This is a genomic window from Pseudoxanthomonas sp. OG2, from assembly GCF_014192765.1.
GTDB lineage: Bacteria > Pseudomonadota > Gammaproteobacteria > Xanthomonadales > Xanthomonadaceae > Pseudoxanthomonas_A > Pseudoxanthomonas_A beigongshangi.
The window spans coordinates 1,623,508-1,642,505 of sequence record NZ_JACHYM010000001.1 but is presented as its reverse complement, the minus strand read 5'-3'; the positions used below and the strand labels follow the sequence as shown (position 1 = coordinate 1,642,505).

General features: G+C 69.1%; 19 protein-coding genes. 11 read left to right on the top strand and 8 right to left on the bottom strand.

What is annotated here, in order from left to right:
- Positions 1–46: 46 nt before the first annotated feature.
- Positions 47–526: an ATP-binding protein gene (locus tag FHW78_RS19820; protein WP_203323654.1), complete on the top strand. Its 480-nt coding sequence runs from the start codon at positions 47–49 to the stop codon at positions 524–526.
- A gap of 10 nt (positions 527–536) precedes the next feature.
- On the opposite strand, the gene chrA is transcribed toward FHW78_RS19820, so the two are convergent.
- The 3 genes from chrA to FHW78_RS07750 all read right to left on the bottom strand — a co-directional run bounded on the left by chrA (position 537) and on the right by FHW78_RS07750 (position 4,125).
- Positions 537–1,763 carry a chromate efflux transporter gene (gene chrA, locus FHW78_RS07760; protein ID WP_183639354.1) on the bottom strand — a complete coding sequence of 409 codons (1,227 nt, stop codon included), beginning with the start codon at positions 1,761–1,763 and terminating at the stop codon, positions 537–539.
- A gap of 440 nt (positions 1,764–2,203) precedes the next feature.
- A complete protein-coding gene (locus FHW78_RS07755) occupies positions 2,204–3,160 on the bottom strand; it encodes a hypothetical protein (protein WP_183639353.1) in 957 nt (318 codons plus the stop codon).
- A gap of 53 nt (positions 3,161–3,213) precedes the next feature.
- A complete protein-coding gene (locus tag FHW78_RS07750) occupies positions 3,214–4,125 on the bottom strand; it encodes a LysR family transcriptional regulator (protein ID WP_183639352.1) in 912 nt (303 codons plus the stop codon).
- Between the two features lie 124 nt (positions 4,126–4,249).
- Between FHW78_RS07750 and FHW78_RS07745 the strand changes: the two genes are divergently transcribed.
- Both FHW78_RS07745 and FHW78_RS07740 read left to right on the top strand, forming a co-directional pair.
- The gene (locus FHW78_RS07745) at positions 4,250–5,116 is read left to right on the top strand and encodes a pirin family protein (RefSeq protein WP_183639351.1); all 867 of its coding nucleotides are present in this window, start codon (positions 4,250–4,252) and stop codon (positions 5,114–5,116) included.
- Between the two features lie 82 nt (positions 5,117–5,198).
- The gene (locus tag FHW78_RS07740) at positions 5,199–5,879 is read left to right on the top strand and encodes a hydrolase (protein ID WP_183639350.1); all 681 of its coding nucleotides are present in this window, start codon (positions 5,199–5,201) and stop codon (positions 5,877–5,879) included.
- 271 nt (positions 5,880–6,150) lie between these two features.
- Here FHW78_RS07740 and FHW78_RS07735 read toward each other — a convergent pair whose 3' ends face one another.
- A complete protein-coding gene (locus tag FHW78_RS07735) occupies positions 6,151–6,624 on the bottom strand; it encodes an SRPBCC family protein (RefSeq protein ID WP_183639349.1) in 474 nt (157 codons plus the stop codon).
- Entirely contained in the window at positions 6,617–7,495 is an 879-nt protein-coding gene (locus FHW78_RS07730; RefSeq protein ID WP_183639348.1) for an EamA/RhaT family transporter, read from the bottom strand. The genes FHW78_RS07735 and FHW78_RS07730 overlap by 8 nt, the downstream gene beginning before the upstream one ends.
- 265 nt (positions 7,496–7,760) lie before the next feature.
- Between FHW78_RS07730 and FHW78_RS07725 the strand changes: the two genes are divergently transcribed.
- The 4 genes from FHW78_RS07725 (at position 7,761) to glnE (ending at position 12,711) form a co-directional block, all read left to right on the top strand.
- Positions 7,761–8,669 (top strand): CsgG/HfaB family protein, encoded by a 909-nt coding sequence (locus FHW78_RS07725; RefSeq protein ID WP_225562353.1) that lies wholly within the window; start codon positions 7,761–7,763, stop codon positions 8,667–8,669.
- 115 nt (positions 8,670–8,784) lie between these two features.
- Positions 8,785–9,063, top strand: coding sequence for a DUF493 family protein (locus FHW78_RS19930; RefSeq protein ID WP_183639346.1), 279 nt, complete (start codon positions 8,785–8,787; stop codon positions 9,061–9,063).
- Entirely contained in the window at positions 9,051–9,719 is a 669-nt protein-coding gene (gene lipB / locus FHW78_RS07715) for a lipoyl(octanoyl) transferase LipB (RefSeq protein WP_328805223.1), read from the top strand. The genes FHW78_RS19930 and lipB overlap by 13 nt, the downstream gene beginning before the upstream one ends.
- Before the next feature lie 181 nt (positions 9,720–9,900).
- A complete protein-coding gene (gene glnE, locus FHW78_RS07710) occupies positions 9,901–12,711 on the top strand; it encodes a bifunctional [glutamate--ammonia ligase]-adenylyl-L-tyrosine phosphorylase/[glutamate--ammonia-ligase] adenylyltransferase (RefSeq protein ID WP_255443158.1) in 2,811 nt (936 codons plus the stop codon).
- 97 nt (positions 12,712–12,808) lie between these two features.
- Here glnE and FHW78_RS07705 read toward each other — a convergent pair whose 3' ends face one another.
- From FHW78_RS07705 to FHW78_RS07695, 3 genes are all read right to left on the bottom strand, one after another.
- Entirely contained in the window at positions 12,809–13,789 is a 981-nt protein-coding gene (locus FHW78_RS07705; RefSeq protein WP_183639344.1) for a hypothetical protein, read from the bottom strand.
- Between the two features lie 104 nt (positions 13,790–13,893).
- Entirely contained in the window at positions 13,894–14,277 is a 384-nt protein-coding gene (locus FHW78_RS07700) for a nuclear transport factor 2 family protein (RefSeq protein ID WP_183639343.1), read from the bottom strand.
- A gap of 83 nt (positions 14,278–14,360) precedes the next feature.
- Complete coding sequence (locus FHW78_RS07695) at positions 14,361–15,344, bottom strand: mitochondrial fission ELM1 family protein (protein WP_318287805.1); 984 nt, start codon at positions 15,342–15,344, stop codon at positions 14,361–14,363.
- Positions 15,345–15,577: 233 nt separating this feature from the next.
- Between FHW78_RS07695 and FHW78_RS07690 the strand changes: the two genes are divergently transcribed.
- The 4 genes from FHW78_RS07690 (at position 15,578) to FHW78_RS07675 (ending at position 18,988) form a co-directional block, all read left to right on the top strand.
- Positions 15,578–16,153 (top strand): YceI family protein, encoded by a 576-nt coding sequence (locus FHW78_RS07690; RefSeq protein ID WP_141455456.1) that lies wholly within the window; start codon positions 15,578–15,580, stop codon positions 16,151–16,153.
- Between the two features lie 169 nt (positions 16,154–16,322).
- Positions 16,323–16,520, top strand: coding sequence for a zinc-finger domain-containing protein (locus tag FHW78_RS07685; protein ID WP_141455457.1), 198 nt, complete (start codon positions 16,323–16,325; stop codon positions 16,518–16,520).
- 16 nt (positions 16,521–16,536) lie between these two features.
- A complete protein-coding gene (locus tag FHW78_RS07680) occupies positions 16,537–17,676 on the top strand; it encodes a glycosyltransferase family 4 protein (protein ID WP_183639342.1) in 1,140 nt (379 codons plus the stop codon).
- Complete coding sequence (locus tag FHW78_RS07675; protein ID WP_183639341.1) at positions 17,651–18,988, top strand: O-antigen ligase; 1,338 nt, start codon at positions 17,651–17,653, stop codon at positions 18,986–18,988. The genes FHW78_RS07680 and FHW78_RS07675 overlap by 26 nt, the downstream gene beginning before the upstream one ends.
- Positions 18,989–18,998 lie beyond the last annotated feature (10 nt).

Sequence of the window (18,998 nt, the reverse complement as noted above, 5' to 3'; positions counted from 1 at the left end):
GCGCACGGACCTTGCCCGTGGCCTGGACCTGATTGAACAGCGCAGCCTGGCATTGCAGCGTTTCCTCGGCGGCTATGCGCGATTGGCCAAGCTGCCCGAACCGCAACCGGCCAGCGTGCCGTTGGCGCCGCTGTGCGAGCGCGTGCGCCGGCTGGTCGACGAACGCATCCAGGTCGAGGTCGCACCGCAACTGCGGGTCGTCGCCGATGCCGATCAGCTGGAGCAGGTGCTGATCAACCTGCTGCGCAACGCGGTCGAAGCCGGCGGCAGCGCGCCGGTCGAGCTGTGCGCATGGGCGGAAAACGGACAGGCGCGCGTGCAGGTTAGGGACCGCGGCGAGGGGCTGCCGTCCAGCGACAGCCTGTTCGTGCCGTTCTTCACCACCAAGAGCGGCGGCTCCGGCATCGGCCTGGTGCTGTCACGCCAGATCCTGGAAGCGCAGCAGGGCAGCCTGGAGCTATTGTCGCGCGCACCGGAGACGGGCACGGTGGCGGAACTGCGGTTGCCGTTGGCACAAGACGGCTGACGTCTTTCCGCTAGGGCCGGGGCAGTCCCGCCGCCAGCCATGCCGCGCCCAGGCACATCGCCAGCACCCACAGCGCGGATCGCCGCACCCGCGCGGCGATCAGCAGGCCCAGCGCGACGATGCCCACGTCGACGGGCGTGCCCACCGCGTTCTTCCACAACGGGTCGTACAGCGCCGCCGCCAACAGGCCCACGACCGCCGCGTTGATGCCGGCCACCATCCGCGCCAGCCGCGGACGCGAGGCAATCCGCGTCCAGCCAGGCAGCAGCGCGATCAGCAGCAGGAAACCCGGCAGGAAAATGCACAGCAGCGCCACCGTGGCGGCCAACGGACGGGCGACGCCGGCATCCACACCGGCGCCAAGAAAAGCCGCCAGCGAAAACATCGGTCCGGGCATCGCCTGCGCGGCGCCGTAGCCGGCGAGGAACTGGTCCGCGCTCAACCATCCCGGCGCCACCAGCTTGGCTTCCAGCAATGGCAGCACCACGTGGCCGCCGCCGAACACCAGCGCGCCGGACTGGTAGCTGGCCGCCGCCAGTGCATCCAGTGTCGGTGCCTCGCCACGCGGCCAGAACGCCCATGGCAACCCCGCCGCGAACAGGACCAGCGCGATCGGCGCCAGCCAGCGCGGCACGAGCGGAGCCGGGCTGCTGCCCGCCGGCGCCGGCGGGCAGCACCACGCGCCTGCGATCGCGCCGAGGCCGATGCCCGCCAGCTGCCAGATCGGATTGCGGGCCAGCAACACCAGCACGGCGATCGCGGTCGCCAGTGCGATGCGGCGCGGGTCCGGGGTGAGCGTGCGCGCCATCCCCCACAGACCGTGCGCGACCACCACCACCGCGACCAGCTTGAGGCCATGCACCAGTACCAGCCCGAGGGGCGTCGTGGTCGCGCGCGGCGCATGCAGCGCCAGCCAGTACATCAACAGCGCCGAGGGCAGTGTGAAGCCGAGGAATGCCGCCAGCGCCCCGCGCCAACCGCCGCGCAGCCAGCCCAGCGCGAAGCCGAGCTGGCTGCTCGCCGGACCCGGAAGAAACTGGCACAGGCCCACCAGACCGGCAAACGCGTCTTCGTCCAGCCAGCGCCGACGCTGCACGAATTCGGCGCGGAAGTAACCCAGATGCGCCAGCGGCCCACCGAACGAGGTCAGCCCCAGCCGCAGGAACACCAGGAAGATCGCGATCGCGCCCGAGGGCGGCGCATGGGAACCGGTGGGCGATGGATGGCTCAAGGACATTCCTTCAGGACGGCGCGGCGCACGGAGATCGGACAGGCCACCATGATCCAACATCACCGCGATGACCCGATGATGGCAATTCCCCAAACGCTTGCGGGAGCGACGACAGTCGCGGCCACTTCCCGGGGGCACTGAACCCCACGGTCGCGACTTACGTCGCTCCTACGGGGAAGGAACGCCTTGATTGCAAGATGGATCACTTGCCAGCCATCGCCTTTGTCCGCTCCACTCAAGCCAACCTGCCATTGTGGGAGCGACGTCAGTCGCGAGCTTTTCCGCAGATGCCACGAGTCCCGCTTTCGCAACCAGCGTCGTTCCCGCAAGCGGGCGCGATCACGGTTGTAGGAGCGACGTCAGTCGCGACCGCTTCCCGGGGGGAGGCACAGAACGCCACGGTCGCGACTTACGTCGCTCCCACAAGGAAGTGCCGGGCGTGCCGGTCAATGCGCGGACGCTTCCATCCACCATGCCGGCGACCAGCTGTAGTCGTACAGCGGGCGCGCCTCGCGCGGCTGGTAGCCGGCCTGTTCGAACTCCCGCTGCCAGTCCACAACCGGCTGTTCCCAGTTCGAGGGCGCGACGCCGCGGCGCAACTGGCCAGCCAGCATCGGCGCGAGGAAGCCATGTGCGATCAGCGCCGCATCCTCGCCATACTGCGCCAGGCAACGTTCGTAGCGGCCGGCGACCGAATGGAAGTACGCGGGCGTGCCGTGCGCCAGCGCGGGTACGTCGAATTCCACCACCACCAGCGTGTCCACGCGCGGCCGCAACGCGCGCAGCGCGTCCACCCGTTCGGGGGGCGGCAGCGATTGCAGCGCGAAACTGGACTGCGCCAGATCCCAATGGTCGCCCTGCGACAGCCCCTGTACGAAGGCCTGCAAGGTGACGCCGTGCAGCTGCAGCCGTCCTTGCGCGTGGGCGCCGGCGAACTGTTCGGCGAACAGCGCCGCCAGCGCATCGCGCAGGCCGTCCTGCGGCTCTATCACGTCGATGCGGTCAGGCAGCCGCGTGCCGGCACGCAGCGCCGGCAATAGCGCCATGCCATCACCGGCGCCGATATCGAGCAGCCGATGCACCGCCGGCCGCGCATGGCGTTCGGCCATCGCCTGACTGACCGCCGCGTACAACGGCACGTTGTCGCCGCCCCGGATGAAGGCCTGGAACGCGGCGTGCGCCGCGTAGGCGTGGTCCGGGCCTTCGCCGGCCAGATGCCGCAGCAGCGCGGCGGCCATGCGCGATCCCCGCGCGTCCGCTTGCCGAAGCAAGGGCAGGGCGGTGGCGGGACGCTCGTCGGCGATGGCGGCAAAGGCATCGGCCAGTCGCGTGACGGCTTCGCCATCGACATCGGACTTCAGCGCGCCGGAGAGGTCGTGGCGTGGTTCGGCGTGGTTCGACATGCGTGCGAAGAAGGCGGAAGGCCAAGCGATTATGCCGAGCCACGCGTGGTTGGTCAGTCTTCCTCCAACGCCAGGAAACGCTGCGCGAGATGGTCGATCAAGTGGCGCACCGACGGTACCAGCCCACGCCGCGACGGGAATACCGCGTGGATGATGCCCTGCTTTGGCTGCCAGTCCGGCAGCAGCCGGATCAGGCGTCCGTCGGCGAGTTCGTCGCACATCACCATGGTCGGCAGCAGCATGATGCCGACCCCGGCGACCGCCGCCATGCGAATCGCGGTCATGTCGTCGGTGACCAGGCGGGGTTCGTGATGGACGGTGGCGAGGGTGCCTTCGCGATCGCTGAATTGCCAACTGTGATCGCGGTGGAACGGCCCGAGATCCAGGGTGGGATACCGCGCCAGGTCCGCCGGCGTGGCCGGTATCGGGCTGTTCTCGAAAAGACGCGGATTGGCGGCCACGTTCCAGCAGCGCTGCGCCAGCACGCGGATCACCAGATCGCTGTCCTCCAGCGGCGGCGGGCGCACGCGGATCGCCACGTCCACGCCTTCACCGACCACATCGACGCGACGGTTGGTCGCGTCCAGCAACACCGTGATCTTGGGATTCTCCGCCATGAAGTCGGCCAGCATCGTCCCGACCCGCGCATGCAGCAACGCCACCGGACAGGCGACCCGCACCACGCCGCGCGGCTCGGAGCGGGTGAGTTCGATCGCCTCCTGCGCGGCCTCGGCCTCCACGATCATCGCCTTGCAGTGGCGGTAGTAGTCCTGGCCGATCTCGGTCACCGAAAAACGGCGGGTGGAGCGCTGGATCAGGCGCACGCCGAGGCGCTCCTCCAGCAGCGCGATGCGCCGGCTGAGCTTGGACTTGGGCACGCCGAGTGCGCGCCCGGCGGGGGCGAACCCGCCGTGATCCACCACCTGGGCGAAGTAGAACAGGTCGTTGAGGTCGGTCGGAACCATGCCAGTCATCGTTCACCTGGTAGGACTCTGAGGATAAATCCTGCCGACTACCGGGTCCATCGTTCCGGGACTAACGTGGCGCCCATCGCAAATCAAGCCCGGTCCGCCCGGGCGGGAACCCACCATGAAGAAAGTCCTCGGCGTCTACGGCGCCCCGCGTCCCCACTGGGTCGGGGACGGTTTTCCGGCCCGTTCGCTGTTCTCCTACCAGACCCACGGCAGCCACCTGAGCCCGTTCCTGCTGCTGGACTATGCCGGCCCGTACCGGTTCGAACCGACCGAGCATCGGCGCGGCGTCGGCCAGCATCCGCATCGCGGTTTCGAGACGGTGACCATCGTCTACGAGGGCGAACTGGAGCACCGCGATTCTTCCGGCGCCGGCGGCCGCATCGGTCCGGGCGACGTGCAGTGGATGACCGCCGCTTCCGGGATCCTCCACGAGGAATACCACTCGCCGGATTTCGCCCGTACTGGCGGCACCCTGGACATGGTGCAGCTGTGGGTGAACCTGCCGGCCGGCGCCAAGATGTCCGCGCCGGGTTACCAGACCCTGCTGGATCGCGACATTCCGTCGATTGCGCTGCCGGAAGACGCGGGGCGGTTGCGGGTGATCGCCGGACGCCATGGCGATCACCATGGCCCGGCGCGCACTTTCACGCCGATGGATGTGTGGGATGTACGCCTGCAGCAGGGCCACGGCACCACCTTTGAAGTCGCCGAGGGGCGCACGCTCGCGCTGGTCGTCCTGAAGGGCGCGTTGCGCGTGAACGGCAAGCAGGCCGCGCACGACGCCCAACTGGTCGTGCTGGATCGCGATGGCGCCGACGTTTTTGTCGAGGCCGAGGCCGATACGACCTTCCTGCTGCTCAGCGGCGAACCCATCGAAGAACCGATCGTCGGCTATGGCCCGTTCGTGATGAACACCCAGGACGAGATCGTCCAGGCCATCGACGACTTCAGCCGTGGCCATTTCGGCCGGATCGCGCAGTAGTCCCGAGGGGCGCCCGCAGCGCGGGCGCCTTTTCCTTCCCGCGGGCGGCGACGCCCGTCCTCCCCCAACCGGAGTGTTTCCCATGAGCCTTCCCGCCAACTTCAACGGCAGCAAGCCGATTCTCGATCCCGCCAATGCCGCGATGCTGCTGATCGACCACCAGAGCGGCTTGTTCCAGACCATCGGCGACATGCCGTTCACCCGCGTGCGGGCGCACGCCACCGCGCTGGCGCGGATGGCCACCCTGGCCGGTCTGCCGGTGATCACCACCGCCTCGGTGCCGCAGGGCCCGAACGGCCCGCTGATTCCGGAAATCCATGCCGCCGCGCCGCACGCGCAGTACGTGGCCCGTCGTGGCGAGATCAACGCCTGGGACAACCCCGACTTCGTCGCTGCGGTGAAGGCGACCGGCCGCAAGCAGCTGATCATCGCCGGCACCATCACCAGCGTGTGCATGGCGTTCCCGTCGATCGCCGCGGTGGCAGACGGCTATCAGGTTTTCGCCGTGATCGACGCTTCCGGCACCTATTCGAAGATGGCCGAGGAAATCACCCTCGCGCGCGTGGTCCAGGCCGGCGTGGTACCGATGGACACCGCCGCGGTCGCCTCCGAACTGCAGAAGACCTGGCACCGCGACGACGCGCAGCAATGGGCCGAGATCTATACCCAGATCTTTCCGAACTACCAGTTGCTGATCGAAAGCTACATGAAGGCCCAGGACGTGCAGAAGAACCACGAAGCCCTGGATTCGCAGCGCGCCTGAGCGCCTGCGACCCGGCCGATCCGGCGATGGCCGGTTCCGCGCTTCCGCATCGCGATGCCGTCCTCCTCCCCGCGGCGTCGCGGTGCATCCCCCGGCGGTGCCGGACCCTCCACAGGAGCCACCAGCCGGTGCAGGTAAATTCCATCGCTTCGATGGTTTGCCAGTTGCTGGTCAACAACATCGTCGGTGCGTCCCCGGCATCCAATTCTCCTACGATCGCAGCGAGTAAGCGTTTCCGGGATGGGCGGGACGGGCGGGTGGCCCGTTCCGCTCATTCACGGTCCATGCCCTCGACGTAGGCCTTGAGCACGTGCAGGGTGCCAGCCCAGTAGAACGTGGTGTGGTGGAAGATGGCACCCGTGGGAAATCCGTGCGCGGCCAGGGTCAGGCGGGTGCCGCCGTTTTCTTCCGCCAGATCGAAATGCAGGTGCGTCTGGTTGGCCGGTTCGTCCGCCAGTCCCGACAGCGAGCTGAGATAGCGATAGCCCAGCGCGTGCGGTGGATCGAAAGCCAGCACCACGCCGCGATTCTCGAACGGCACATTATGGAAGCCCCGGATGGTGATGGGAGCGCCGATCCGCCAGTCGGTCGCCACCGAAATCCGCAGTTCGGGTTCGCCCATCCAGCGCGGCAGGTGCGCGGGGTCGGTGAGCGCGAGCCAGACCCGCGCATTGGAGGCGTTGACGTAGACGTGATCGGTCCATTCACCGGGCACCGCGTCGTCGGACCGTGCCGTGTCATCCATGTGCGAGGCTCGCGGCAATCAGCGCCACCGACACGATCGCCAGCCCGATGCCCAGCCAGTTGATCCGGCTGAGCCTTTCGCCGAAGGCGAACGTGCCGACCAGCGTGCCCAGCACGACCACGCCCAGGTTCATCGTCGCGAAAACCACCGCCGGATGGCCGGGCAATGCCTGGTGGGCCTTGATGTAGAACAGGATGTTGGCGAAGTTGCAGGCACCGACCAGCAGGCCGGCGAGCAGCGCGCCGGCTTCCATCCGCGCCTGTCCGCGCAGCACGCGCGCGCCGTGCACCGCGATCATCAGCAACAGCGCACCGGCAAAGGCCACCGCGAGCGAAGCGGCGAACGGGGTTCCGGCCATCGCGATGCGCTTGAGCAGGATGTCGACCGCGGCGTAGCCCAGCAACACGGTCAGCGGCAGCAGCCAGCGCGCCCGCGCCACGGCGGTGCCGCCATCATCGCCCGCGCGGGGGCGCGAGACGATGCCGGCGATCGCGATCAGGCCCAGCAACAGCCCGGCCAGCTTGCCGGCATCGGCGGTTTCGCCGAAGAACAGGAAGGCCGCACCCAGCGAGACCACCAGCGACAGCCGCTGGGCCACGTCGGTGCGGGCGATGCCGGCCGCGCGCACCGACGCGGCCATCGCGAGGAAGATGCCCGGCAGCAGGATCACCAGCAATCCCAGCGCCAGCCAGGGCGTGCCCGGCTCCCGCAGGCGGGCTAGAGGCGGGTCCAGGGTGGCCAGGCACAGCGCCAACGCCGCCACGTAGTTGCCCAGGATCACCGGCACCATGCCCAGTCCGCGCCGTTGGGCCAGTTTCAGCAGCACCCCGACCAGTACGCTGAACAGGACGCTGACGATCAAGAAGGACATGCGCGGGCCGTTAGGGAGGGGCGGCGATTATCTCCCGGTGGCCGGGCGTGCGCCGGATTCGCGTTTCAGGACCATGATCCCGGTACCAATGGGTCATGGAAGAAGGTCTGCATTCGCTTATCATCGCGGCTTCCGCGGGCTGCCATTCGGATGGTTGCGGCGGAACTCAGGGGAGGGGCCCGACGGCCCCGCAATGTTTCAACCAAACAGGGATTGATTTTTCATGTTGAAGATTTCTTTGAAGCAGGCCGCGCTGGCGGCCTCCATGCTGCTGATCGCCGTGCCCGCCTTCGCCGCCAAGAGCGCCCAGGACACGCGCAAGGAAAAAGTCGCGCAGATTCCGACCTGCACCAAGCCGCTGGGCACCATCTCGGTGATCGAGCCGGAAGACGTGGTGAACTGGTGGACCGGCCAGCAGCTGCCGGCGCCGTCGCGCCTGATCAAGGTCTTCGTCAACAAGTCGCGCTGCTTCACCCTGGTGGATCGCGGCGTCGGCCTGAATGCCGCGATGAGCGAGCGCGCGCTCGCCGCCGACGGTGAGCTGCGCAACCGCTCCAACATCGGCAAGGGCCAGATCAAGGCGGCCGACTACGTGCTGGTGCCCGACCTGATCTCGCAGAACTCCAACGCCAGCGGCAACGCCATCACCGGCCTGCTGGGCGGCCTGATCGGCGGCACCGCCGGTGCCGTGGTCGGCGGCCTGAACTTCAAGAGCAAGACCGCCGACGTGGTCCTGACCCTGACCGACGTGCGTTCGTCCGAGCAGGTCGCGATGGCCGAAGGCAACGCCAAGAAGACCGACATGGGTTGGGGCGCCGGCGGCGGCCTGTTCGGCGGCAGCGGCGTGGGCGCGGCCGGCGTGGGCGGTTACGCCAACACCGAGATCGGCCAGGTCATCACCCTGGCCTACCTGCAGGCCTACACCGATCTGGTCACCCAGCTGGGTGGCGTGGCCGAGAACGCTTCGGCCGCCAGCGCCCAGCAGGCGGTCGAAATGACCAAGCCGGGCCGCCTGTTCGCCAACGCCAAGGGCACCGGCAAGGCCGTGCGCGATCTGGAGCCGGGCATGATGCTGTACCCCACCGGCACCAAGGAAGGCGTGATGTGGGAAGTCGAGGACGAACTCGGCAACAAGGGCTGGGTCTCCTCCACCCTGGTGCAGCTGGCCCGCTGAGGCCCGCGCCGCACCTGACGCACCGGAGGCCGCGGGAAACCGCGGCCTTCGCGTTTTCCGGGGCCGGCGGGGCCCGCGCTTGGTTTTCACCCGGACCGGCCCAATAATTCCCGCCATGGAAATCAAGTCCGACAACCCCGAACACGGCTTCCAGTTCCCCGGCACCTTCGAACTGAGCGCCATGGGCACCGCCAACGCGGGCCTGGAAACCGAACTCCCGAAACTGCTGACCCAGGCCGGCGTGGAAGTGATCCACGAGGACATCACCTGGAAGCACTCCGCCAACGGCAAGTACGTGTCCGTGCGCATCGCCTTCCAGGCCGCCAGCCGCGAACAGTTCGACGCCGCGCACGAAGCCCTGCGTTCGCATCCGGAAGTGAAGTGGACGCTGTGAGCCGTCCGTGCGTGGTGCGTGAACTGGGACGCCAGCCCTACGAGCCGGTGTGGCGGGCGATGCAGCGCTTCACCGACGCGCGCGACGAACAGACTCCCGACGAGCTGTGGCTGGTCGAGCACGATCCGGTATTCACCCTGGGCCAGGCCGGCAAGCCGGAGCACGTGCTGGCGCCCGGCGACATCCCGGTGGTGCAGGTGGATCGCGGCGGCCAGGTGACCTATCACGGTCCGGGCCAGATCGTGGCCTATCCGCTGTTCGACCTGCCACGGATGAAGGTCGGCGTACGCGACTATGTCTGCAAGATCGAGCAGGCGATGATCGACACCGCCGGTGAATGGAACATCCACGCCGAACGCAAGTCCGGCGCGCCTGGGGTGTACGTGGCAGGCGCCAAGATCGGCGCCCTCGGCATCCGCGTGCGCCACGGCCGCACCTTCCATGGCCTGGCCTTCAACGTCGCCATGGACCTGTCGCCCTGGCACCGCATCAATCCCTGCGGCTACGAAGGCCTGCAGGTCGCGACCCTGTCCGATCTCGGCGGCCCCTCGGGGCTGGAGCAGGTCAAGCCCGTCCTGCTGGAAAAACTGGCCGCGCAGTTCGGCCTGGACCTGCAACCCGAAACCACCCTGCCGGATCTCTCGCTGGCCGCCTGACAAAGCGAAGGCTCCCTGTAGGAGCGACGTCAGTCGCGACCGCTAACCGTGCCTTCCCGCTTCTTCCCATGACGCGCATGCCCTGGGGGAAAGCACGGGTTTGCTTGCGCATCAGTTTTCCGGTCGCGACTGACGTCGCTCCTGCAAACAAAGCCGGGACGGCATGCCACAATCCGGCGATATGGATGACAACGCCCCGGTTTCCGACACCGATCTCGAAGCGCTGATCGAACGCGGCCTGGCCCGCCTGCGCGAATCCTCGCCCGCCTCGGCCGAACTGCTGGCCGATGCCGTCCGCGCCGCGCGCGTCGGCAGGGTGATCCTGGCCAGCGACTTCGCCCTGGAAACCCTGCGCCGCCAGCCGGAACGGCTGGAAGCCCTGTTGCGCGACGATGGCGCCGCGCCGACCCCCGCGCCGATCCTGGCGGCCGATGAATCCGGACGCTGGCAGGAACAACTGCGGCGCTACCGCGCCGCCGAATCGACCCGCCTGATCTGGCGCGACGTGCTGGGCCTGGACGACGTCGACGCCATCCTCGCCGGCAGCACGCGGCTGGCGGAGAACTGCCTGCGCATCGGCCTGGAAGCGCTGGAAGCCGAATTCGCCCAGCGCCATGGTGTCGTGCGTGCCGCCGATGGCAGCGTGCAGCGGCTGGTGGTGTTCGGTCTCGGCAAGCTGGGCGGCGGCGAGCTGAATTTTTCCTCCGACGTGGATCTGGTCTACGCGTTCCCGCACAACGGCGAATCCGACGGCGCGCGTTCGCTGGCGGCGGAAGACTACTTCGCCCGGCTCGGCCAGCGCCTGGCCAAGCTGCTGGACGAACCCACGGTCGATGGTTTCTGCCATCGGGTGGATTTGCGCCTGCGCCCGTTCGGCAATGCCGGACGGGTGGCGCTGTCGTTCGCCGGCATGGACCAGTACTTCCAGCGCGAGGGTCGCGACTGGGAACGCTACGCCTGGCTGAAGGCGCGCGCGGTGGCCGGCGACATCGAAGCCGGCGAGCGCTGGCTGGAGAGCCTGCGCCCGTTCGTCTACCGCCGATATCTGGACTACACCGCGCTGGACGGCCTGCGCGAGATGAAGGCCGCGATCGCCGCGGAAGTGGCGCGCCGCGAACTGGCCGACGACATCAAGCGTGGTCCCGGCGGCATCCGCGAAATCGAATTCCTGGTGCAGGCGCTGCAACTGATCCGCGGCGGCCGCGAACCGTCGCTGCGCGAGCGCCGGCTGATGCCGGCGTTGCGCGCGCTGGTCGCGACGCGCCAGGTGGTCGAAGGCGATGGCGCCGCGCTGGGCCAGGCCTACCGCTACCTGCGCCGGCTGGAAAACCGCCTGCAGATGCTGCGCGATGCGCAGACCCATGCCTTGCCGGACAACCCGCTGGATCGCGAGCGCATCGCACGCGGGCTCGATTACCCGGACTGGCCGACGCTGCTGCTGGCACTGCAACGCCAGCGCGATCGGGTGGCGCAGGAATTCGCCGAGCTGCTGGCGCCGCGCCGCGGCCAGGCCGAGCCCGGCGTGCTGGAACACTACTGGCGCGCGTTGCCGGAAGGCGGCGACGAATCCGCGCTGGCCGACGCCGGCTTCGCCGACGCCACCACCGCCGACGGCGCGCTGCGCGATTTCGCCCGGTTCTCCGGCGTACGCGCGCTGTCGGACGGATCGCGCGCGCGACTGGATCGGGTGGTGCCCGCGCTGCTCGGCGCGGCGGCGCGCTCGGCGCAGCCGGATGCCGCGCTCAAGCGCGTGCTCGCGCTGCTGCAGGCGATCCTGCGTCGCGCCAGCTATCTGGCGCTGCTGGACGAACAACCCAGCGCGCTGGCGCGGCTGGTCGACGTGCTGGCACGCAGCGCGCTGCTGGCCGAACGGCTGGCGCTGTATCCGCTGCTGCTGGACGAACTGCTCGACGCGCGCGTGTCGGGCCCGCTGCCGGACAAGCAGAGCCTGCAGGCCGAATGCAACCGCGCGCTCGATGGCGGCGATGCCGAGTCGACCCTGCGCGAATTGAACGAACGCCGGCTCGCGCTGAGCTTCCGCATCGCCATGGCCGCGCTGGATCGCCGCCAACCCGCCCGCGAAAGCACCCGCCAGCTGGCCTGGCTGGCCGATGACGTCGTGCGCGTGGTGCTGCGTACCGCCGAGGAGGAGGTCGCCGCCGCGCACGGGCGCGTGCCGCAGGGACGCTTCGCGGTGATCGGCTACGGCAGCCTGGGGGGCGAGGAGCTGGGCTTCGGCTCGGATCTGGATCTGGTGTTCCTGTACGACGCGCCCGCCGACGCGCAGTCCGATGGCGCGCGTCCCCTGGAAGCCGGACGCTGGTACGCGCGGCTGGCACAGAAGATCGTGGCGCTGCTCGGCGCGGAGACCGGTGCAGGGCGGCTCTACGACGTGGATGTGCGCCTGCGCCCGGACGGTGCCAAGGGCCTGTTGGTGTCGTCACTGGCCAGTTACCGCGAATACCAGCGCGAGCGTGCCTGGACCTGGGAACACCAGGCGCTGGTGCGCGCGCGCGGTGTCGCTGGTGACGAGGTGCTGCAGCAGGATTTCGAGGACATCCGCGACACCACCCTGTCGAGGTTGCGCGATACCGCGCAGTTGCGCGATGACGTGATGAAGATGCGCCAGCGCATGCGCGCGGAACTGGATCGCAGCGACGCCGCGCGTTTCGATCTCAAGCAGGGCGAGGGCGGCCTGGTCGACCTGGAGTTCCTGCTGCAGTACCGCGTACTGCGTGAATCGGGCGCCGCACCCGCGCTGTTGACGCCGCGCAACACCGCCTCGCTGATCGCCGCGCTGCTGGCAACCGGCCGCATCGACGAACCGACCGCGCAGGCACTGACCCAGGCGCATACCGTGTTCCTCGCCGAAGGCCTGGCCTGCACCCTGGACCGGCGCCCGCGGCTGGTGCCGGAGACCGCCGCCATCGCCACCGCCCGCGCCGCCGTGCGCCACGTGCTGGCGGCCCACGATCTCGATTTCGGCGGGTAACCCTGTGGTGTTGTGCAGGAGCGACGTCAGTCGCGACCGTAGTCTCCGTACCGCCGGTATCTCCGGTCGCGACTGAGGTCGCTCCTACAAAAACAGCTCATTCCCCCGCATAAAACCCCGACCGTTCCAGGAACGCCTCCACCTTCGCGCCATCGCGATAGTCAAGCTCGATGATCTCGGCCAGCGCGCGTGACTGGTCGGGTGCGCGCTGGTAGTAATCGCGCATGATCGCGTAGCCGATGTAGTAGCCCAGATCGCCCGTGCCGTAGGCATTGCCCGGGCCGTTGTAGAGCCAGCCGCTCCAGTCCGTGGCGTGCATCTGCGCTCTGAAATCACGCTTGAGCGTGGCTTCGTTGCGTGGTCCGTAACGCATGTACGGCTGCGCGGGTACCTGGCCGGTAATGCGCTCCGCGACGAAGTCCGCCGCGCCTTCGTACATCGCTTGCGCCAGCAGGTTGGCGCCGGGTCCCTTCTGTTGGGTGTGCACGTACTCGTGCACGTTGAGCAGCACCAGCTGCGTGCCCGGCTCGCTGCGGAAATAGACGCCCAGCGCCCTGGACATGCGCTCCGGCAGTTCGGACACATCGGTCCGCGGATCGCCGCCGGCGATTTCCGCGCCAATCAGCACCTTGTCACCGAGCGTGGTGCCGCTGGAGCGCAGGCAGCCGATGGCGAAATAGATCCGGGCCGGCCGCAATGCCGGATACAGCTCGCGGAAGCGGGCGATAGCGGGCGCGAACTCGCCGCCGCGCGCCGCCAGCGCCAACGATCCGGTGCGCACCGAGCCCCAGAACTTCGGATAGCGCCGGATCGCGTCCAGATAGCAATCCGCGTCGTAGCCCTTGGCCTGCATGAACGCCTTCAGGCCCGCGCTGCCGGGATCGAGGAACTCCCGTTGCAGGATCCGACGCCGGTTCGCATCGTCCGGTGTGGCGACGATGCGGTCGTACGCGGTCCAGAAGCGATCGACGTCGGCCGATTCGACTCCGCCGGCACCGCCGTCGCTCCGCCCCAGCCCGGGCAGGGCCAGCATCATCAGGCCCAGCAGCAGGGCGCCCAGGGCGTGTACGTAGCGCATGCCTTCACCCTCGTCGCCGGAAAACAGGAACCGGTTGGATGCGCCGGGTGGGCAGGGCGTTTAAAGCGGCCGCCGACGGCAATCCTGGCCATCGGTGGAGGCACTCAACTGAAATCGGCCAGATGGTTGATGCGAGCACCGGCGAAGCCGAACTCCGAACGTCCCTTCAACGCCAGTTCGGTACCGGCGGCGGGGCCGCCGGGGACGTCCTGGGCGAGGGTGCCTCGATAGTCGATCTCCACGATCGTCCGCTCGGGATCGAAACGCCATGATGTCACCCGCTGTTCGCGGACGGAGAACAACCGCCGCGATTGCTCGGCGAGCGCGCGAAAGGCGTCGCGCCCGTCGGTGGCGGTGGTGAGCGCGCCGCCGGCATGGTTCTCGAAGCGCACGTCGTCGGACAGCAGCGCGACCATGCCGTCGATATCGAAGGCGTTGTAGGCGGCGATGTAGCGTTCGACCAGGGCCTGCTTGTCGGCATCGTTCATGGGAACACCGCGTGGGGGAGGAAGGCCCACTTTATCCGTCACCACCGTGATCGCGCTGTTTCCTTGATGCGGGCCGTTTCCCGTCAGCCGACGGAACCGCCCAGCCGTTCCCGCAGCACGCCGGCCACGCGCGCGGTTTCGCGCAAGGGCTCGACCGCGAACGGCGCCAGCTTCCCGTCCATGGCGCGGATCCGGCCGCTGGCCAGCAGCGCGTCGAGGAACCGGCGCGGCCGTCCGCTCACGCGCGGCGGATCGAACACGAATACCGGCACGCGGGTGGCGCAGGCTTCGGAGATCATGTTGACCGAATCCGGCGAGCACACGATGCGGTCGGCCCAGGCCAGCAGCCCCGGATAGGGGTTGGGACCGTCGGCGTCGTCAATCCAGGTCAGTCCCGGCGTTTCGACGAAGCGGTGGCGCAGCGCGTCGCGGACCTGCGCGTCGGTGCGCCGCGAAGCGGTGATCAGCAGGCTGCCGCCATCGCGGGCGAGCATCGCCTCCAGCCGGCCGGCCAGCACTTCGAAGGCATTGCGGTCGAAGCGGGCATGCGCACTGCTGCCGCCCAGCAATACGGCGGTGCGCGGTCCCGGCAGATCCGCGAACGCGGCAAATCCGCTGCGCGCCTGCGCCAGCCAGGCGTCGTCGATGGGGTTCAGGCCGCCCTGCACGGTGAGGACGTTGGCGCCGGCCAGGCCGTCATGCGCGGGCGCGATCACCCAGTCCCACAGCGACGGGTCCAGCCGCGGATCCAGGATCTGCACGACCCGGCTGCCGGCCGCGCGCAGCATTCGGGTCGCGAGCGCGGCCTGCCGGCCGCAGCCGATGGCCAGCCGCGGCGGGGCGGCCAGCGCGGCCCGGAACGCGGACCCGAACGCACCCGTGTCCCCGGGCAGCCGCCGGGGCGCCCACCAGCGCCAGGGCGCGCTCGTCCGCAGGACCAGTGCCTCGTGCGGTGCCGCCTCCAACGCGCCGGCCAAGGCCGACGCCTGGCGGACGTTGCCCGCATGGCCGTCAGTGAGGGTCCAGAGGCGGTCGGAAAGCAGGGTGGGGCGGTCTGTTTGTTCCACCTGTCAAAACAATCCGTTCCGGAGCAGCCGGATGATCGCCAAAGTCGGGACACTCTACACTGGCCGGGTTGTGATTCGCGCGGTCGGGCGAATCCGACGTGCCCGATCCCGCCTCCTTTCGGATGAACCTTTTCCCCGGGTCTTCCGCCGGCCGTCGGTCATGTCGCCCGCCTCGACCCCGCCTTGACGAAGCCTGACGTATTCGACTGACCACCACCCCCGGAGATTCCACCATGCGCAAGACCCTGTTGATTGCCGCCCTGTTCGCGTTCGCCGGTTCCGCGTTCGCCGCCCCGGTCACCTACAAGATCGACCCCAACCACACCGACGTGATCGCGCAGTGGAGCCACTTCGGCTTCTCCAACCCGAGCGCGCACTTCGGCAAGGCCGACGGCACCATCGTCTATGACGCCGAGAACGTGTCCGCGTCCAAGGTCGAGGTGACCCTGCCGCTGTCGGGCCTGAACAGCTTCGTCGCCGATTTCGACGAGCACCTGCGCAGCGCCGATTTCTTCGACGCCGCCAAGTTCCCGGCCGCCACCTTCAAGAGCACCAAGGTGGAAGCCGCCGGCGAAGGCAAGCTCAAGGTCACCGGCAACCTGACCATCAAGGACATCACCAAGCCGGTGGTGCTGGACGTGACCCTGAACAAGGCCGGCGAGCACGCCATGGCCAAGCGCGCGGCGATCGGCTTCGACGCCACCACCACCGTCAGCCGCACCGAATTCGGCGTGGGCAAGTACGCGCCGGCGGTCAGCGATGAAGTGAAGCTGCGCATCACCACCGAAGCGATGGTGCCGAAGGAGTAAGTCTCCCCGGGGCCGGTGCCCCTCCCTCCCCCGACCGGCCCACCCGCGCCGTCCGGTTTCCGCCGGGCGGCGTTTCTTTTTTTCGCCGGCCTTGTCCGCGGCGCGCGCACGGGCCCGGTTTCCCCACCGGTGGTAAACTTCCCCGGTTCCCCCGAATCGCATCGCCGCCATGAGCCAGACCGCCACCGCGCCCGCCAACGCCGAGAAGCGCTACACCGTGCATCGCGCCGACCTGCCGTTGAGCTGCCCGCTGCCGTCGATGGCGCTGTGGAACTCGCATCCACGCGTGTACCTGCCGATCGAGGATGCACCGGGCGGCGAAGTCCAGTGCCCGTACTGCGGTTCCCACTTCGTCCTCGCCGACTGATTCCGGCCGGGCCGCGATGCCCCGCCTGACCGTGGTGCAACTGCTGCCGGCGCTGGAGTCCGGCGGCGTGGAGCGATCGACCCTGGAGATCGCCGAGGCGCTGGTCCGGGCCGGCCATCGTGCCATCGTCGTCTCCGCCGGCGGCCGGTTGGTACCCGCGCTGGAAAAGTCCGGCGCCGAACACATCACCCTCGACATCGGCCGCAAGTCGTTGCTGACCCTGCGGCACGTCCGCACCCTGCGCGATCTGTTCCTGCGCGAGCGCCCGGATCTGGTGCACGCCCGTTCGCGCCTTCCGGCGTGGCTGGGATGGAAGGCGCTGGGCGCTGTGCCCACCGCGAGGCGCCCGCGCTTCGTCACCACCGTGCACGGCCTCAACTCGCCGGGTCGCTACAGCGCGATCATGACCCGTGGCGAACGGGTGATCTGCGTATCGGAAACCGTGCGCGACTACGTGCTGGCGCACTACCCGCGCACCGATCCCGGCAAGCTGCGGGTCATCCCGCGCGGCATCGATCCGACACGCTTCCCACATCGGGCATGGCCTGATCGGGCGATGCGCGCCGAGTTCGCCAGCGAATACCCGGGCCTGGCCGGCGACGGCCCGCTGCTGTTGCTGCCCGGCCGCGGGACGCGGCTGAAGGGGCATGGCGATGCGGTCTCGCTGCTTGCCCGGCTGCGCGCGCAGGGACTGGACGCGCGATTGTGGATGCCCGGCGCGCGCGAAGCCGGTCGCGAGCAGTACATCGGCGAACTGGAACGGCAGGCCGGGCAGGGCGGCTTCGGCGACGCGCTCGTGATCACGCCACCGACCGCACGCATCGCCGATGCCTATGCGGCGTCGGATCTGGTGCTGCAACTGTCGCGCAAGCCCGAGGCATTCGGTCGCACCGTCATCGAAGCGCTGTCGGTGGGACGTCCGGTGGCGGGCTGGGCACATGGCGGCGTCGGCGAACTGCTGGCGGAACTGCAACCGCAGGGCGCGGTGCCGCCGTTCGACGAAGCAGCGCTGCTGCGGACGGCACAATCCCTGCTGGCGTCGCATCCGTCGCCTTCAGCGGCTACGATGCCGGCCTACACCCTGCGTGCGATGCAGGACGCCACGCTCGCCACCTATCTTGAACTCGCCCATGACCGCCAGCTCGCCGATCACTGAGAACGCGCAGCACGCGCCCCACGGCTGGCGCTGGGCGCCGGCGTGGGTGCTGACGTTCGTCGCGCTGTGGCCGATGCCCGGGTTCGCCGAGGGCGTGATGGTGCTCGGCGCATTGGCGGCCATCGTCCGCTTGCTGCTGGCGCGCTTCCGCGGCAGTGCCAGCCTGCTCAGCAATCCGGCGTGGGCGCTGACCAGCGTGATGTTCCTGGCCTACTGGCTGCCCGAGCTGATTTCGGCCGTCGAGGCGGTCGACTCCGCGCGCGCGCTGCGCGAGGCGGTGGTGGATCTGCGCTACCTGCCTTTCCTGTGGCTGGTCGCCGCCGCAGTGGCCAACGAACGCGGCCGACGAACCACGTTCGGCGGCCTCGCCGTCATCGTGGCGGTATGGACCTGCGATGCGCTGCTGCAGGCGGTGTCGGGCACCAGCCCCTTGTTCTGGAGCCTGGATCAGCTCAAGCAGCTGACCAGTGGTCATTCCATGTGCACGGCCGAGGACGTGGCGGTGCTGGATCGCCTCAGCGGCTTCCTGGGGCCCTGCAACCTCAAGCTGGGCGTGGTGCTGGCCAGCCTGTCCCCGTTCGTGCTGTTCGGCGCGGGCCGGAAGCTGGGAACCTTCGGATGGGTCGCCGCGGCCGCGGCGGTGGGCGTGGTGATCATCCTGGCCGGCGCGCGCGCCGCCTGGATCACCTATGCGCTGGTGCTGGTGTTCTCCGGCCTGCCGCTGCTGGGCTGGAAGCGCCTGTTGGCGGTATTCGCCTTCGGCGCGCTGGCGCTGGTCGCACTCGGCGTGTCCTCGCCGCAGCTGCGCGAACGCCTGGACCGCACCAGCCAGGCCCTGGCCGCCGACGAGGACGGCGTCGACATGGCGCTGTCCGGACGTACCCAGATCTGGGGCGCGGCCTGGTGCATGGTCAAGGAACAACCGATCAACGGCGTCGGCGTGAGGGGATTCCGCAAGGCGTTCCCCGACTGCGATCCGTTGCACGGCGGCCGCCCGGCATGGGGCCACGGTCCCGCGCTGCATGCCCACCAACTGGTGCTGGAAGTGCTGAGCGAAACCGGCGGCATCGGCTTGCTGCTCTGGCTGGCCGGCGCCGCGCTGGCCTGGCGCGCCTGGCGCTATGCGACCCCGCAGGCCAAGGAGCGCGCGCGCCCGGCGATGCTGGCGCTGGCGGTGACGGTGTTCCCGTTCAATACCCACCTGGCGTTCTATTCGACATTCTGGGGCGGGCTGACCCTGATGCTGGCCGCGCTCTACACCGGTAGCCTGCTGGCCCGCGAGGCCGCGCCGGAATCCGGGCCGGCGGCGTGATCCGGTTGGC